The sequence below is a fragment of the Actinomycetota bacterium genome, assembly GCA_036280995.1.
GTDB lineage: Bacteria > Actinomycetota > CALGFH01 > CALGFH01 > CALGFH01 > CALGFH01.
The window spans coordinates 1-12,553 of the sequence record DASUPQ010000868.1 but is presented as its reverse complement, the minus strand read 5'-3'; the positions used below and the strand labels follow the sequence as shown (position 1 = coordinate 12,553).

Annotated in this window: 12 protein-coding genes; 4 read left to right on the top strand and 8 right to left on the bottom strand. The window is 76.4% G+C overall.

Features of this window, described 5'->3' with window-relative positions; genetic code table 11:
• The first annotated feature begins 161 nt into the window (after positions 1 to 161).
• Together VF468_29135 and VF468_29130 are read left to right on the top strand one after the other, a co-directional pair.
• The gene (locus VF468_29135; protein HEX5882351.1) at positions 162 to 767 is read left to right on the top strand and encodes a sigma-70 family RNA polymerase sigma factor; all 606 of its coding nucleotides are present in this window, start codon (positions 162 to 164) and stop codon (positions 765 to 767) included.
• Positions 764 to 1,582: a hypothetical protein gene (locus tag VF468_29130; protein HEX5882350.1), complete on the top strand. Its 819-nt coding sequence runs from the start codon at positions 764 to 766 to the stop codon at positions 1,580 to 1,582. The genes VF468_29135 and VF468_29130 overlap by 4 nt, the downstream gene beginning before the upstream one ends.
• 10 nt (positions 1,583 to 1,592) lie before the next feature.
• Here the strand turns inward: VF468_29130 and argH are convergent, their stop codons facing one another.
• The 7 genes from argH to argC are packed head-to-tail and all read right to left on the bottom strand — an operon-like array spanning position 1,593 to position 9,247.
• The gene (argH, locus tag VF468_29125; GenBank protein HEX5882349.1) at positions 1,593 to 3,041 is read right to left on the bottom strand and encodes an argininosuccinate lyase; all 1,449 of its coding nucleotides are present in this window, start codon (positions 3,039 to 3,041) and stop codon (positions 1,593 to 1,595) included.
• On the bottom strand, positions 3,034 to 4,242 hold the full coding sequence (locus VF468_29120; protein HEX5882348.1) for an argininosuccinate synthase: 1,209 nt from the start codon (positions 4,240 to 4,242) through the stop codon (positions 3,034 to 3,036). Before VF468_29120 ends, argH begins: the two co-directional genes overlap by 8 nt.
• Positions 4,239 to 4,751, bottom strand: coding sequence for an arginine repressor (argR, locus tag VF468_29115; protein HEX5882347.1), 513 nt, complete (start codon positions 4,749 to 4,751; stop codon positions 4,239 to 4,241). Before argR ends, VF468_29120 begins: the two co-directional genes overlap by 4 nt.
• Positions 4,742 to 6,001, bottom strand: coding sequence for an aspartate aminotransferase family protein (locus tag VF468_29110; GenBank protein ID HEX5882346.1), 1,260 nt, complete (start codon positions 5,999 to 6,001; stop codon positions 4,742 to 4,744). Before VF468_29110 ends, argR begins: the two co-directional genes overlap by 10 nt.
• On the bottom strand, positions 5,998 to 6,951 hold the full coding sequence (gene argB, locus VF468_29105; GenBank protein HEX5882345.1) for an acetylglutamate kinase: 954 nt from the start codon (positions 6,949 to 6,951) through the stop codon (positions 5,998 to 6,000). Before argB ends, VF468_29110 begins: the two co-directional genes overlap by 4 nt.
• Positions 6,948 to 8,198, bottom strand: a complete 1,251-nt coding sequence (gene argJ, locus VF468_29100; GenBank protein HEX5882344.1) for a bifunctional glutamate N-acetyltransferase/amino-acid acetyltransferase ArgJ — start codon at positions 8,196 to 8,198, stop codon at positions 6,948 to 6,950. Before argJ ends, argB begins: the two co-directional genes overlap by 4 nt.
• The gene (gene argC / locus VF468_29095) at positions 8,195 to 9,247 is read right to left on the bottom strand and encodes an N-acetyl-gamma-glutamyl-phosphate reductase (GenBank protein ID HEX5882343.1); all 1,053 of its coding nucleotides are present in this window, start codon (positions 9,245 to 9,247) and stop codon (positions 8,195 to 8,197) included. Before argC ends, argJ begins: the two co-directional genes overlap by 4 nt.
• A gap of 205 nt (positions 9,248 to 9,452) precedes the next feature.
• Between argC and lysA the strand changes: the two genes are divergently transcribed.
• Together lysA and VF468_29085 are read left to right on the top strand one after the other, a co-directional pair.
• Positions 9,453 to 10,862 (top strand): diaminopimelate decarboxylase, encoded by a 1,410-nt coding sequence (gene lysA, locus VF468_29090; GenBank protein HEX5882342.1) that lies wholly within the window; start codon positions 9,453 to 9,455, stop codon positions 10,860 to 10,862.
• Between the two features lie 81 nt (positions 10,863 to 10,943).
• Positions 10,944 to 12,101 carry an ATP-binding cassette domain-containing protein gene (locus tag VF468_29085; GenBank protein ID HEX5882341.1) on the top strand — a complete coding sequence of 386 codons (1,158 nt, stop codon included), beginning with the start codon at positions 10,944 to 10,946 and terminating at the stop codon, positions 12,099 to 12,101.
• 24 nt (positions 12,102 to 12,125) lie between these two features.
• Here VF468_29085 and VF468_29080 read toward each other — a convergent pair.
• Positions 12,126 to 12,553 (bottom strand): cytochrome P450 (locus tag VF468_29080; protein HEX5882340.1); only part of this gene is annotated, 428 nt, incomplete at its 5' end.

Below are 12,553 nucleotides of genomic sequence, written 5' to 3'. Positions count from 1 at the left end.
CCAGGGGGGTGACCTCGACGGCGACCTCGCCCGTCCAGGGGCCGTCGCCGGCGTCGCTGCCGGCGGCCTCGACCGTCAGGACCCGAGCTGGGGTTGAGGAGCCGTCTCCGAGGTGGAACCCGGGCGCCGCCGATGGTGTATGGATTGGCGAGACCGAGTCCGTGGAGGGCCGACCACTGGACGAACAGGACCTCGTCGAGCAGGCACGAGGGGGTGACGCGCGTGCCTACGAGGTGCTGGTCCGGCGGTACCAGGACCTCGCCTTCCGGACGGCGTGCGTGATCGCCGGAGGGTCGGCCGACGCCGAGGACGCCGCCCAGGAGGGGTTCGTGAAGGCCTGGTATGCCCTGCCGCGGTTCAGGGCCGGGTCGCCGTTCCGGCCGTGGCTGCTGGCGATCGTGGCCAACGAGGCCCGCAACCGCCGCCGGAGCGGCCGGCGCCGGGACGACCTGGCCCTGCGGGTCGCCGAGGACCGCCCCTCGGGGGACGCGGCCCCGTCCCCCGAGGCGGCGGCACTGGCCACCGAGCAGCGCCGGCTGCTGCTGGCCGCCATGGGCCGGCTGGGCGAGACCGACCGGCAGGTGATCGCCTGCCGCTACTTCCTGGAGCTGTCCGAGGCCGAGATGGCGGCCGCCCTCGGCTGCCGGCCGGGGACGGTGAAGTCGCGCCTGTCGCGGGCCCTCGACCGGCTGCGGGCGGTGCTGGCCGAGCCGGGCGGCGCGCTGGCGGCCGCCCCCGACCTCGGGCTGCCGGGAGGTGACCGATGAGCCGGCGCGAGCTCGATCTGGAGGCGGCGCTGGCCGACCTGGCCACCGGGCTCGAGTTCCCGCCCACCCCCGACCTGGCCGCCGCCGTCAGCGCCCGGCTGGAGCAGGCTCCGGCGCGAGCCCCGGCGCCGGTCCGCCCGGCCCGGCGGCTTCGCTGGCCGGCCGGGTGGCGGCGGCTGGCCGCGGTCGGGCTGGCCGCGGTCCTGCTGGCCGCGGCCGTGCTGGTCGCCTCCCCCGGGACCAGGGAGGCGGTGGCCAGGCGCCTGGGGCTGCGCGGGATCGGCGTCCAGATCGGCGGACCGCCGCCCCCGACCGTGACCACGACCCCGGGCACGCGCCTGGATCTGGGGCTCGGCGACCGGGTCATCCTTGAGGAGGCCCGCCGCCGGGTCGGCTTCCCGGTCCTGGTCCCGGGCGGGCTCGGCCAGCCCGACGCCGCGTTCGTCGACGAGGCCGTGCCGGCGGGCGGCCGGGTCGACCTCGTCTACCGGGCCCGGCCGGGCCTGCCCGCCTCGCCCTTCACCGACGTCGGGGTGCTGATCACCCAGTTCCAGGGCCAGCCGACCCCCGAGTTCCTCAAGAAGGTCACTCGCATGGGCGTGGTCGAGGCGGTCACGGTCGGGGGCGAGCCCGGCTACTGGTTCAGCGGCGAGCCCCACTTCTTCACCTACATCGACGCCGCCGGCAAGTTCCGGGAGGAGCAGACCCGCCTGGCCGGCAACACCCTCATCTGGCAGCGCGGCGACCTCACCCTCCGCCTGGAGGGCGAGCTGCCCCGGGAGGAGGCCATCCGCATCGCCGAGTCGATGCGCTGAGCTGCGCGAGTCAGCCGAGACCCAGATCGAGGACGGGGCGGAACCCGGTCGACCAGGAACGGGCGGCTGCGGCGGCGACCTCGAGGACGGCGAGCTGGTCGCCGACGCGGGAGGGGTTGGTGGAGCCGGGGGTGGCCTTGGCGGCGAGGCTGCCCTCGATGTCGAGGACGGAGCGGTCGGTGCTGGCCAGGGCGGGATGGATGGCCGCCAGCTCCTCCACCGGCAGGTCGGCCAGGCGGCCGCCCTTGGATGCGGCCAGGCGGACGGCGGCGCCGACGGCGGCGTGGGCCTCGCGGAAGGGGACGCCGTCGCGGACCAGGGCCTCGGCCAGGTCGATGGCGGTGGTCTCGGCCGCCTCGGCGTCGCGGCGCATGGCCGCCGGGTCGGGCTCCAGGCCGGCGACCAGGCCGGCCAGGGCGCCCAGGGACCCGACCAGCAGGTCGCGGGCCTCGAAGGCGGCCGCCTTGTCCTCCTGGAGGTCACGGGCGTAGGCCAGGGGAAGGCCCTTGAGGGTGGCCAGGAACCCGGCAAGGCGGCCCAGGACCGTGCCGGCCCGGCCCCGGACCAGCTCGGCCACGTCGGGGTTACGCTTCTGGGGGAGCATGCTCGACCCGGTCGCCCAGGCGTCGGGCAGCCGCACCCAGCCACGGCCCGCCCACAGGGCGATGTCCTCGGCCAGCCGGGAGGCGTGGACCATGGCGATCCCGGCCGCGGCCAGCAGCTCGGCCACGGCGTCCCGGTCGGCGGTGGCGTCCATGGCGTTGTCGAAGGCGGCGGCGAAGCCGAGCGCGGTGGCGGTGGCCGCCGGGTCGAGCGGGAACGACGATCCGGCGATGGCCCCGGCCCCGAGCGGGCTGACGTCGGCCCGCCGGCCGGCGTCCTGGAACCTGCCAACGTCCCTGGTCAGGGCGAAGCCGTGGGCGGCGAGCTGGAAGGCCCAGAACACCGGCTGGGCGGGCTGCAGGTGGGTGAGCCCGGGCACGACGGCCTCCGGGCCGGCGGCCCGGCCGGCCCCGACCAGGGCGTCGACCAGCCCGGCCAGGGCCTCGACGGCGTCGGCGCAGGCCTCCTTGAGCCACAGGTGCAGGTCGGTGGCGACCTGGTCGTTGCGGCTGCGGCCGGTGTGGAGCTTGCCCCCGGCCGGGCCGACGAGCTCGGTCAGGCGGCGCTCGACGGCGCTGTGGACGTCCTCGTCGCCGTCGGTGAAGGCGAACTCGCCGGCGTCCAGCTCGGCCGCGACCTGAGCCAGGCCGTCGAGCAGGAGCTTGCCCTCGCCCTCCTCGAGCACCCCGGCCGCGACCAGGCCGCGCAGGTGGGCCCGGCTCCCGGCCACGTCCTGGCGCCACAGCCGCCGGTCGACGGCCAGCGACGAGGTGTAGGCCCACATGCCCGGGTCGGGCGCCCCCGCGAACCCCCCCGCCCAGAGCGGCCGGGAGGGCTCTCCGGCCCCGTCACCCATCCCCGTGGACCCGGGCCCAGGTGCGGGTGGGCAGCCCCCACAGGGACACGAAGCCCCGCCCGGCGTCGTGGTCGAAGGCGTCGCCGCTGTCGTAGGTGGCCAGGTCGGGCCGGTACAGGGCCCGCTCGGCCCGCCGGCCGGTCGGCTGGCAGCGCCCGGGCGACAGCTCCAGGCGGACCTCGCCGGTGACGGCCGGCTGGGTCTCGGCCACGAACGCGTCCAGGGCCGCCTTGAGGGGCGAGAACCACAGGCCGTCGTAGACGAGCTCGGCGTAGCGGATGTCGAGGCGGGCCTTCTCGTGGAGCACGTCGCGGTCCAGGGTCAGGTCCTCCAGGTCCCGGTGGGCGGCGATCACCGCCAGGGCGCCCGGCACCTCGTAGACCTCGCGGCTCTTGATGCCGACCCGCCGGTTCTCCATCATGTCGACCCGCCCGAACCCCACCTGGCCTCCGGCCTGGTTGAGGGCGGCGACGACTCCGGCCAGCCCGACCTCGGCCCCGTCGATCGTCGCCGGCACCCCGCCCTCGAAGCCGACCACCACCTCGCGGGCGCCGCTGGCCGTGGCCGGCGAGGCCGTCCACTCGAAGGCCTCCTCCGGCGGGGCCAGCCACGGGTCCTCAAGGACCCCGGCCTCGACGGTCCGGCCCCACAGGTTCTGGTCGACCGACCACGGCTTGGCCTCGGTGATCCAGCCCAGGTCGATGCCGTGCTTGTCGGCGTAGGAGATCGCCTCCGGCCGGCTCATGGCCGAATCCCTGACCGGGGCCAGGATCTCCAGCTCGGGGGCGAGGGCGCCGCAGCTGACCTCGAACCGGACCTGGTCGTTGCCCTTGCCGGTGCAGCCGTGGGCGACCGCGCCCGCCCCCCGGCGCCGGGCCTCCTCGACCAGCAGCTGGGCGATCAGCGGCCGCGACAGGGCCGACACCAGCGGGTAGCGGCCCTCGTAGAGGGCGTTGGCCCGCACCGCCGGGACCAGGAACTCGGCCGCGAAGCGGTCCCGGGCGTCCACCACCACGGCGTCGGCCGCCCCGGCGGCCAGGGCCCGCTCGGCCAGCGCCGGCAGGTCCTCGCCCTGGCCCACGTCGGCCAGCAGGGCGACCACGGCGCGACCCTGCTCGTGGACCAGCCGGTGCACGGTCACGGTCGTGTCCAGCCCGCCCGAGTAGGCGAGCACCACGAGGTCGGCGGTGGGTCGGGTCATGCGGTGGCTCCTCGGTAGGGTTCGGAGATGGCGGGCAGTTCGGGCGGGGTCACCGCCAGGGCGGCGAGCTGGCGGGCCATGACCCGGCCGGGGGTCCGTTCGGTGCAGACGACCAGGATGGTGTCGTCCCCGGCGACGGTGCCGGCGACCCCGGCGATGCCGGCCCGGTCGAGAGTGGAGGCGAGCGCGGCCGCGTGCCCGGGCGGGGTGCGGAGCACGACCAGGTTGCCGCTGGGCACGATGGCCAGCAGCGACGCCCCGAGCATGCGGCGGACCTCGTCGTGGTCGGCGCCCTGGCCGTTGCCCGGCTCGGGCAGGGCGTAGACGAGCCGGCCGTCCGGCCCCCGGACCTTGACCGCGCCCAGGTCGTCGAGGTCGCGCGAGATGGTCGCCTGGGTGGCGTCGAAGCCCTGGGCGCGCAGGTGCTCCAGGACCAGGGCCTGGCTGGACACCTGCCGGGTCCGGAGCAGCGCCGCCAGGGCCTGCTGGCGGGCCGCCTTCAGCGACACAGGCCGGCCTCCTCCAGGGCCGCGCCCAGCCGGGCCAGCCCCTCGTCGATCTCGTCCTCGGTGACCACCAGGGGCGGGGCCAGGCGCAGGGCGGTGTCGGTGACTGGGTTGACGACCAGCCCGCGGCCGAGCGCGGCCAGGGCGGCCGCCTTGGCGTCGGCCGGCGCCTCGGGACCGAGGTCGAGGGCGAACCACAGGCCCGCTCCCCGGACCTCGGCTCCGGGGAGCCCGTCGTCGGCGTCGTCGGCGCTCGGCGGGGCCCAGGTGGAGCGGCCGGTGAGGCGTCTCCGCAGCTCCTGGAGCCCGTCGCCCAGCCGGGTCGACACCTTGTCGACGTGGCCGGCGAGCAGCGGCTCGACCACGTCCAGGGTGGCCAGGGCGGCGGTGCAGGCGACCGGGTTGCCGCCGAAGGTGGTGCCGTGGTCGCCGCGCTGCATGGCGTCGGCCACCTCGGTCCGGGCGATGGTGGCGCCGATCGGGTAGCCGGAGCCGAGCGCCTTGGCCATGGTGACCACGTCGGGCCGGATCTCGTCGTGCTGGTGGGCGAAGAAGCGGCCGGTGCGGCCCATCCCGGACTGGATCTCGTCCACGATCAGCAGCACCCCGGCCCGGCTGGTGAGCTCCCGGACGGCGCGGAGGTAGCCGGGGGGCGGGACCCGGATGCCGGCCTCGCCCTGGATCGGCTCGATCAGCACGGCCGCCGTGTCCGGCCCGATGGCCGCGGCCAGGGCGTCCACGTCCCCGAAGGGCACGTGGGAGAACCCGGGCGGGAGCGGCTGGAACGGCGTGTGCATGGCCGGCTTCCCGGTGGCGGCCAGGGTGGCCAGGGTGCGGCCGTGGAAGCCGCCCAGGGTGGCCACGATGCCGGTGGCCTGCTCGCCCCGGTTGGCCCGGCCCCAGCGCCGGGCCACCTTGATGGCGGCCTCGTTGGCCTCGGCGCCCGAGTTCGACAGGAACACCTTGGCGTCGCCGCCGAAGTGGCCGACCAGCCGCTCGGCCAGCTCCACCTGGGGGCCGGTGAAGTAGAGGTTGGAGGTGTGGCCGAGGGTGCCGAGCTGGGCCGTCACCGCCTGCACGACCCGGGGGTGGGCGTGGCCGGCGGCGACCACCGCGATCCCGCCCAGGAAGTCGAGGTACTCGCGGCCGCGGGCGTCCCACAGGTGCACCCCCTGGCCGCGGACGAACTCGACCTGGGGCCGCGCGTAGGTCGGCCACAGCACGGCCGCCTCGCGCTCGGGCAGGCTGCTCATCGCTCCTCCTCCGCCGACTCCGCCGCCACCATGGTCCCGACCCCGGAGTCGGTGAACAGCTCCAGCAGCAGGGCGTGCTCGCGCCGGCCGTCGAGGATGTGGGCCCGGCGGACCCCGCCGCGCAGGGCGGTCACGATCCCGGTGAGCTTGGGCACCATCCCGGCCGCGACCTCGCCGCCGGCCAGGATGGCCTCGACCTCGGCCACGGTGAGCTGCTGGAGCAGCGAGCCCGGGTCGGCCAGGTCGGCGTAGAGCCCCTCCACGTCGGTCAGGTAGACCAGCTTCTCGGCGCCGAGGGCGGCCGCCAGCGACCCGGCGGCGGCGTCGGCGTTGACGTTGTAGGGCTGGCCCTGGGGGCCGGCGGCCACCGTGGCCACCACCGGGACCAGGCCCTTGTCGGTGAGGGCGCGCAGCGCGGTCGGGTCGACCGCCTCGACGTCGCCGACGTAGCCGAGGTCGGCGCCGCCCGGGTCGACCCGGGGCCTGGCCCGGAGCAGCAGGCCGTCCTCGCCGGACAGGCCGACGGCCAGGCGGCCGTGGGTGTTGATGCGGCCCACCAGGGTCTTGTTGACCCGGCCGACCAGCACCATGCGGGCCAGGTCCATGGTCTCGGCGTCGGTGACCCGGTGGCCGCTGACGAACACCGGCTCCTTGCCGAAGCGGGCCATGAGCTGGCTGACCTCGGGGCCGCCGCCGTGGACGACGATCACGTCGACGCCCACGTAGCGGAGCAGGACGACGTCGTCGACGAAGGCGTCGAAGCCGGCCGTGCCCATGGCCGCCCCGCCGTACTTGACGACCACCGTGCGGCCCGACAGCCGCTTGATCCAGGGCAGGGCCTCGTGGACGGCGGCCGCCTTGGCCTGCAGGTCGTCCAGGGTCGGAACGGCGTGCCCGGACCCCACCGGACGCCGCTGGACCGGACCCGTCGCCGGCTGGGCCGTTGTCATGTCGTGTACTCCGAGTTGAGGCGGACGTACTCGGGGGTCAGGTCGCTGGTCCGGACCTCGGCCCATGGCCCGCTCCCGCCCAGGTGCAGCCGCAGCTCGATCTCCGTGGCCGCCATGGCCGCGCCCGCGTCCGCCCCGGTGGGCCGCCCCTGGCTGACGAGCAGGACCCGCTCCCGCGGCCCGGCCGCCGGCTCGATCCCGGCCGCCCCCGGCCCGCCGGCCACCTCCAGCCGCACCAGCCCCGGGTCGAACCCGACCCCGGCCGTGCCCGCGGCCTGCAGCACCCGCCCCCAGTTGGGGTCGCCCCCGTACACGGCCGTCTTGACCAGCGGGCTGTCGGCGACCCGCCGGGCCACGGCCAGCGCCTGCTCCTCTCCACCGGCCCCTCCGACCTGCACGCTGACCACCTTGGTCCCGCCCTCGGCGTCGGCCAGCAGCTGCCCGGCCAGGTCGCGGCAGACCGCCCGCACGGCCTCGGCCAGCTCCCCCGGGTCGGCCCGGACCCCCGACGCCCCCGAGGCCAGCAGCAGCACCGTGTCGTTGGTCGACTGGGCCCCGTCCACCGTGATCCGGTTGAAGGTGGTCGCGACGCCCGCCTCCAGCGCCTCCCGCAGCACCTCCACGGCGGCGACCGCGTCGGTGGTCAGGACGGCCAGCATGGTCGCGTGGGCCAGCGCGGGCCCGAGCTCCGGGGCCAGCATGGCCGCCCCCTTGGCCATGCCGCCCACCGTGACCCCTCCGGCGACCCGCCCCCCGGCCTGCTTGGTCACGGTGTCGGTGGTGAGGATGGCCTCGGCCGCGGCCAGCCCGCCCGAACGGTCGAGGGCGGCCGCGGCCTTGGCGACCCCGTCGGCGACCCGGGCCACCTGCAGCGGCACCCCGATGACCCCGGTGGAGCAGACCAGGACCTGCTCGGCCCGGCAGCCCAACTCGGCCGCGGCCCGCTCCACGGTGGCCAGGACGGCCGCGTCCCCGGCCGGTCCGGTGCAGGCGTTGGCGTTGCCCGAGTTGAGCACGACCACCCGGGCGTCGCCCGAGGCCGCCAGCCGGTCGCGCGACCAGGTGACCGGCGCCGCCACCACCTGGTTGGTGGTGAACACCCCGGCGGCCACCGTCCCCGGGTCGCCCACGACCAGGGCCAGGTCGGGCGCCCCCGACGCCTTGAGCCCGCAGGTCACCCCGGCCGCCCCGAACCCGGCGGCCGCGGTCACCCCGAGCCGCCGGTCGACCTGCACGGAAGTGCTCACGGTCCCGGCGGGACGAGGTCGAGGCCGGCCGTCTCAGGCAGGCCGAGGGCGAGGTTGGCGCACTGGACGGCCTGGCCGGCGGCGCCCTTGACCAGGTTGTCGATGGCCGCCGCGGCCACCACCCGGCCGGTCCGCCGGTCGGCCGCGGCCGCCACCTGGGCCCGGTTGGTGGTCGCGACCGCGCGGGTGGCCGGCCAGCCCGTGGCCGGGGCCAGCAGGTCGACGAACGGCTCGCCGGCGTAGGCGGCCGCGTAGCAGGCGGCCAGCTCCTCGTCGCCGGCCGACGGAGCCAGGGTGGCGTAGCAGGTGGCCAGGATGCCCCGGGTGGCCGGCACCAGGTGGGGCGTGAAGGTGACCGTGACCGGGGCGCCGGCGGCCAGGGACAGCTCCTGCTCGATCTCCGGGGTGTGGCGGTGGCTGCCCACCTTGTAGGGGTTGACGTTCTCGTTGGCCTGCACGAACAGGTTGCCGTCGACCAGCGACCGGCCGGCCCCGGACAGCCCCGACTTGGCGTCGACCACGATCCCGTCGGTCGCGACCAGCCCGGCGGCGACCAGCGGGGCCAGGGCCAGCAGGGCCGCGGTCGGGTAGCAGCCGGGCACGGCCACCCGGGTCGCCCCCCGGAGCTCGTCGCGGTGCAGCTCGGGCAGGCCGTAGGGCCAGGCGCCGAGCTGGTCGGGCAGCGGGTGCTCCGCCCCGTACCAGGCGGGGTAGGCACCGGGGTCGCGCAGCCGGAAGTCGGCCGACAGGTCGACGACCAGCCCGGCCGCGGCCAGCGCCCGCTGGGCGATCCCGGCCGCGCGGCCGTGGGGCAGGGCGCAGAACAGCACGTCGGCGCCCTTGGAGAGGCCCTCGTCGACCGAGCAGAAGGCGAGCTCGCCGTAGGCGGCCCGCAGGCCGGGGTAGCGGGAGACGAGCGGCTGGCCGGCCGCCTGGTCCCCGGCCGCCCAGGCGACCTCCAGGTGGGGATGGCCGGCGAGCAGGCGCAGCAGCTCGGCTCCGGCGTAGCCCGAGGCGCCGAGCACGCCGGCGTTGCGTGGGGAAGTCATGAGGATAGTTATGCAGAAGACCCTGAGAGTATGCAACACCCGCCAGAACTTCACATTTGTGCTGCGGCGTAACTGTTGCGGGCGCCGCATGAATATGCAAGGCTCGACCCGGACAGATGCGCCAGCACCCGGCGGCGGCCTCCTCGGCGGTCGCCGGATTCGTGCGCCCCGCCCTCCGAGCTCCCTGCCATCGAGGCCTGCTGCCATGACCCAGTTCCCGCCCGCCCTCCGGCATCCGACCACGCCTGGCGGCGCCGGTCCCGGTCCCGGCGGCGCCTCCCCGGCCGATGACGGCGCCCGGGCCGGCCGCGCCCCCTGGCCGCCCGACCCCTTCCGCGACCTCGACGGCCGCCTGTGCGTGGGCGGGCTGCCCCTCGACGAGGTGGTCGCCGCCACCGGGACCCCCGCCTACGTCTACGACCTGGACGCCGTCGCCGCCGCCTACCGGCGGGTGGCGGCCGCGTTCGAGCCGATCGGCGGGCGGGTCCTGTACGCGGTCAAGGCCAACGCCAACCTGGCCGTGCTGGCCACCCTGGCCGGGCTCGGGGCCGGCTTCGACGTGGTCAGCGGTGGGGAGCTGGTCCGGGTGCTGCGGGCCGGCGGCGACCCCGCCCTGACCGTGTTCGCCGGCGTCGGCAAGACCGAGGAGGAGCTGGCCCTGGCCGTGGGCCAGGGCGTCACCGTCCACGTGGAGTCGGCCGACGAGCTGGACGCCCTCCAGGCGGTGGCGGCGCGGCTGGAGCGGCCGGCCCGGTTCGCGGTCCGCGTCAACCCCGACGTCGAGGTCGACACCCACGTCAACATCCAGACCGGCCACGACGAGGCCAAGTTCGGCGTCCCGGCGGCGGTGGCCCACGACCTGCTGGCCAGGTCGGCCCGGGGCGGGCTGCCGGGGCTGCGGCCGGTCGGGGTCCACGTCCACGTCGGCTCCCAGCTGCCCGATCCCGACGGGATCGCCGCCGGCGCCCGGGTCGGCCTGGAGGTCCTGGAGGCCGGGCGGGCGGCCGGCCTGGAGCTGGACTGGCTGGACGTGGGCGGCGGTCTGCCGGTCGACTACGCCGGCGGGCCGGCCCTCGGCCCCGAGCTGTTCGCGGCCGCCCTGGCGCCGGTGGTGGCCGGCCGGAATGTCCGGCTGGGGGTCGAGCCGGGCCGGGCCCTGGTGGCTCGGGCCGGCGCCCTGGTGGCCCGGGTGCTGTACCGCAAGCACCGCAGCGCCGGCCGCATGCTGGTGGTCGACACCGGCATGCACCACCTGCTGCGGCCCGCCCTGTACCAGGCGACCCACCGGGTCCGGCCGCTGCGGGCGGCCCCGCTGGCCGGCCCGACCGAGGTCGTCGGCCCCATCTGCGAGTCCACCGACGTGCTCGCCACCGACGCCGACCTGCCCGACCTGGCGCCCGGCGAGCTGGTCGCGTTCCTGGACGCCGGTGCCTACGGCATGACCATGGCCAGCAACTACAACGGCCAGCCGCGCCCGCCCGAGCTGGTGGTCTCGGGCGGTGTGGCCAGGGTGGCCCGGCGCCGCGAGACCTGGGAGGACCTGCTGGCCGCCGAGACGGCCAGCGGCGCGCCGGTCGCCGCCGCCCAGGGCCCGGCCGACCCGCTCGGCTGGTAGCCGCGCCGCCCCGCGGCCCCGTTCGTCGTCTCGGGCCGGCGCTACCATGGGCAGGCACAGTCTGGTGGTGGTTGCAGCAGCATGGCCGACGTCCTGCTCGACGATGTCTCCCGGGTGTACCCCGACGGCTCCGCGGCCGTCTCGCACCTGACCCTGCACGTCCGCCACGCCGAGCTGATGGTGATCGTCGGCCCCAGCGGCTGCGGCAAGAGCACCGTGCTGCGCCTGATCGCCGGCCTGGAGCCGCTCGGCGGGGGCACCATCAGCATCGGCGGCCGGGTGGTCAACGACCTCCCGCCGGGCGAGCGCAACCTGGCCATGGTGTTCGAGGCCGCCGCCCTGTACCCGCACCTGACCGCCGCCCAGAACCTCCGCTTCGGGCTGGCCCTGCGCAAGCTGCCGGCCGAGGAGATCGAGCAGCGGGTCGAGGCCGAGTCCCGGGTGCTGCGGCTGGGCCGCTTCCTGGACCGCAAGCCGAAGACGCTCTCGGCCGGGCAGCGGCAGCGGGTCGCCGTCGGGCGGGCCACGGTGCGGGTGCCTGAGGTGTTCCTGCTCGACGAGCCGCTCACCCACATGGACGCGGGCGAGCGCATCCGCCTGCGCACCGAGCTGGCCCAGCTCCAGCACGGGCTCGGCGTCACCGCCGTCTACGTCACCCACGACCAGTCCCAGGCCATGGCCATCGGCGACCGGGTGGCGGTGATGCGGGGCGGGCGGATCGAGCAGGTCGACGAGCCGAGGGCGCTGTACCAGCGGCCGGCCAACACCTTCGTGGCCAGCTTCATGGGCGAGCCGGCCATGAACCTCGTGGACGGCTACATCGAGGAGGACGGCGGCCGCACCTACGTGGTCATCGGCGGCCAGCGCCTGCCCTTCCCCGGCACCCCGTCGGGGCTGATGCGGGGCCGGAGCGGGCCGGTCACGGTCGGCATCCGGCCCGAGCACGTGACCGACGCCGGCTCCGAGCCGGGTCTGCCGGTGCTGTTCTCGACCGCGGCCCGGATCGAGCGTCTCGGCTACGAGCTGCTGGTCAGCTGCCCGATCGCCACCACCTCGGTCACCGTCAGCGACACCCCGGGGATCGACAAGCCCCCCGGCGGCCAGGCCCACCTGATCGCCCGCTTCCCCCGCGGCCACCCGGTCCGCCGCGGCGACCGGGTCGAGCTGGCCGTCGACGTCAGCGAGCTGTCGCTGTTCGACCCGTTCACCGGCCAGGCCCTCTGGAACCCGGCCGCCTAGTCGACCGGCGGAGCCGGTCGAAGGCTATCGGTCGTCGGCCGCAGGCCGACTCCTCGCCGTCGTCCGGTCGACCCGGATCAGCATGGGGGGGCGGGGTCGGAGGGTGACGGCCGCCTCGACCTCGGCCGGGCGGGACGGGAGCAGGCTGAGGCGGTAGCGCTGGGCGACCATGGCCACGACCAGGGGGAGCTGGAGCTGGGCGAAGCCCTCGCCGATGCAGCGGCGGGGGCCGCCCGAGAAGGGGAAGAAGGCCATGCGGTGGCGCCGGCGGGCCGCCTCGGGGGCGAACCGCTCCGGCTCGAAGCCCGCCGGGTTGTCCCAGAAGCCGGGGTGGCGGTGGGTGACGTAGGGGCAGAGGGCGATGTTGGCCCCGGCCGGGATGCGGTAGCCGCCCACCTCGTCGTCGGCCACGGCCCGGCGCAGCACCAGGTAGATGGGCGGGTACAGGCGCA